This is a genomic window from Acinetobacter sp. CY73 (genome assembly GCF_059515865.1).
In genome coordinates this window covers 1-3,310 of the sequence record NZ_JCAKMZ010000061.1, presented here as the reverse complement: position 1 = coordinate 3,310, position 3,310 = coordinate 1, and the positions used below count along the sequence as shown (strand labels likewise).

At 33.4% G+C, this 3,310-nt stretch carries 4 protein-coding genes and 2 pseudogenes; 5 read left to right on the top strand and 1 reads right to left on the bottom strand.

The features are described from left to right. The 5 genes and pseudogenes from AC5YD2_RS16060 to AC5YD2_RS16040 form a co-directional block, all read left to right on the top strand. Window positions 1–294 (top strand): transposase (locus tag AC5YD2_RS16060; protein WP_496125194.1); only part of this gene is annotated, 294 nt, incomplete at its 5' end. A 28-nt stretch (window positions 295–322) separates the two neighbouring features. After that, window positions 323–742: pseudogene (locus AC5YD2_RS16055) on the top strand (RHS repeat-associated core domain-containing protein); the annotation flags it as partial. A gap of 358 nt (window positions 743–1,100) precedes the next feature. Continuing rightward, window positions 1,101–1,478, top strand: coding sequence for a hypothetical protein (locus AC5YD2_RS16050; protein ID WP_496127253.1), 378 nt, complete (start codon window positions 1,101–1,103; stop codon window positions 1,476–1,478). 296 nt (window positions 1,479–1,774) lie between these two features. After that, a pseudogene (locus AC5YD2_RS16045) lies at window positions 1,775–1,954 on the top strand (RHS repeat-associated core domain-containing protein); the annotation flags it as partial. A 401-nt stretch (window positions 1,955–2,355) separates the two neighbouring features. Continuing rightward, on the top strand, window positions 2,356–2,805 hold the full coding sequence (locus tag AC5YD2_RS16040) for a hypothetical protein (protein WP_496127252.1): 450 nt from the start codon (window positions 2,356–2,358) through the stop codon (window positions 2,803–2,805). A 196-nt stretch (window positions 2,806–3,001) separates the two neighbouring features. Here AC5YD2_RS16040 and AC5YD2_RS16035 read toward each other — a convergent pair. After that, on the bottom strand, window positions 3,002–3,310 hold a 309-nt coding region (locus tag AC5YD2_RS16035; protein WP_496127251.1), incomplete at its 5' end, for a transposase.

Genomic DNA, 3,310 nt, shown 5'->3' with positions numbered 1-3,310 from the left:
CGGAGTATTTTTCTGTGTTGGTTGGAGTATTTGTTAAAGGGCTTACAGGAAAAGGATATTCAGACTAAAAATTATTTGCTGATTCTCGATAATGCCTCAATTCATAAAGGTCAAGCGATTGATGATTTAGCAGCAAAATATAAGACAAGAATCGTTTATCTACCTGCGTATAGTCCCGACCTCAATCCTATTGAAAAAGCATGGTCTGTCTTAAAAAGTAAAGTCAGGCACATCATTGCTCAGAACAATAAAACCATTCAGGAAGCTCTGGATATCGTATTTAAGATGATGTAGCTTATGTTTCATATTTGGCTATATCCATCAAGCCAGTAATGATGAACCACCAAAACACACTAAGCATCAGGTTTATTGGTATCAGAATGATCACCTAGGTACGCCTAGAGAACTCACCTCACACTCAGGAAATATCGAATGGGAAGCGGTATATCAGGCATGGGGCAACACGGTTACAGTTGAATGGCAAGAAGTAGCGCAAAGCACAGAATTAAACTCGATTCAACTGAATGTGGTTGAGCAGAGTTATTTACTGCAACCGCATCGTTTTCAGGGGCAGATTTATGACAACGAGACGGGTTTACATTACAACCGCTTCCGCTACTATGACCCTGATGCAGGGCGGTTTATTAGCCATGATCCTATTGGGCTATTGGGTGGGGGGAATAATTTTATTTATGCTCCAAATCCTACTGATTATATAGATCCTTTGGGTTTAAAATATAAATCAGGTTCAATTAATCCTAATGTATTGAGCGGCAAAGATAAATCTAAAAATTCGACGCAGCAAGTTAGTGAATGGCGCAGAGTGGTGTGTAAGTCTAAAATCAAAGATGAAATTAAAAAATTTCTAGGAGATGACTTTGTTAAGGTGGGTCCAGGTAAATGGAGAAGCGCTGATGGTGCTAGACAATTTAGAACGACACCTTCTGATTATTTAGGAAAACATGGTATGGGAAGCCCAATAGTTCTAAATACACCACACGTACATTTTGAATTTCTGACTCCAAGAGGAGCTAATGGTGAGAATTTTACAGTTTCGAAAAATGTTCATGTTCCATTAGATTGTTGTTGAGTAATAACTTATGATAAGACTTATTGAGAGTAGTCGTAATAATTTAGATTTAGTGCTAGATGAAAATAATATAAAACTAATTTCTTATAAGGGATTAGATAGTGTAGATAAAGAAATTATTTTCATGAAAAATAATAAAGAAGAAAAAATATATAATCTTTATTTTAATATTAATAACGGAGATTTAGATCTACTGGAGTTAAATAACAATAATATTGTTTTAAATTTTTCAAATGATATCTGGAGTCTAATTCTGAAAAACTTCTCTATGTTTATTGAAAAAGGTTCTTTTGAAACTCATGAAATAGGTGAAATATACAATAAAAAAGGTAAGATATTTTATTTCAATATTTATGATGATTATACTTACAAAAAATTATTCGATTAGATATTTTTATATCAATTTTTATTTTTTTAAACCTAAAATTTAATTTTATGTTTTGGTTAAAAGCTACATCTTGCGCAGAGCTAATTAACGTAAAATGGCTTTATTGCAGCACAAGATTATTTAGGTACACCAAGAGAACTGACTTCAAATTCAGGAAACATTGAATGAATGGGAGGCGGTATACCAAGCAATGGGGTAATACGGTTACCGTTGAGTGGCAAGAGGTTGCACAAGCTCAAGAGTTAAATCCAATTCAGTTGAATGCAGTAGAGCAAAGCTACTTACTGCAACCGCATCGTTTTCAAGGTCAAATTTATGATGTTGAAACAGGTTTACATTATAACCGTTTCCGCTACTATGACCCTGATGCTGGGCGGTTTATCAGTCATGATCCGATAGGATTGGCAGGAGGTGATAATAACTTTCAGTATGCGCCTAATCCTGTAGAATGGGTAGATCCTTACGGATTAATGAAAGCTTTGACAGCACCCTCAAGTATTGATCCATGGGGACCTGGTGCTAAAATAGAGTCATCAGTAGTGCCAAAGGGTGGGTTGATAGTCAATATGGCATTAAGTCCAGGTCAACCATCTAACAAACCAGGTGGATGGGCAACATTAGATAGTATCCCAAATGTTGATTATGTAAGAAATCAGTTAGCAGTCACGCCTCAATTTAAACCAGAAATTTCACATGTTCAAACCTATTTAATTCCAGAAGGTGTTCGAATTCAAACAGGACCGGTAGGTCCACAGACATTCAATGGAAACCTTTATTCAGGTGGCGGAACTCAAGTACAGATACTTAATTTTAGTGATAGAGCTAAGCTAATCCCAATAGGTGAACCAAGACAAATATTTACATTAGGATTATGTGAATGAATTCAGTGTTAAAAACTTTTGAAAAAATATATGATAATTACGGTTATGATAGAATTAACAATCCAGATAGATTGAATGTAAAACAATTATCACCTATAGGAGTCAAATGGAAGAATTCAGATAATTCATCTCATGAAATAATTAATAATGAATATAAAATATTTTCTGAATTTTATGATTATAGACATATTGCTATTATTCAAGGTCCTTTTGAACAAGATATTAATATAAATAATTGTTATATATTAGATATTGATGGAAATGTAGTTTTTGATTTTAGAAAAGAATTATGGAGCACTTTTAAAGATAATTTATATTATTTTTCTGACATTTACAAAACTGATGGTGTTTTATTTTTCTTAGTGGTTTTTAAAAATACAACTTATAAATTTCAGTATGATATTGAGAAAAAATTAATATTTAATTTCTCTGAAATCAAATGGTGAATTGAAAGGTGTTGATAAATTAATTAAACTATTATGAAATTAAATTTTAATCATTGTTCTCAACCACTTCATTTTGCTGTAGCCCAGCCAATTTATTGAAGATGCTGTAGTTGAGTTTTTGTCCTTGATGCATGAGGGCCACAGTCCCATCCGGATACTCCAGAAATGAAATGTATAGCTAAATATTAAACATAAGCTACATCATCTTAAATACGATATCCAGAGCTTCCTGAATGGTTTTATTGTTCTGAGCAATAATGTGCCTGACTTTACTTTTTAAGACAGACCATGCTTTTTCAATAGGATTGAGGTCGGGACTATACGCAGGTAGATAAACGATTCTTGTCTTATATTTTGCTGCTAAATCATCAATCGCTTGACCTTTATGAATTGAGGCATTATCGAGAATCAGCAAATAATTTTTAGTCTGAATATCCTTTTCCTGTAAGTCCTTTAACAAATACTCCAACCAACACAGAAAAATACTCCGATCACATGAGCCTTG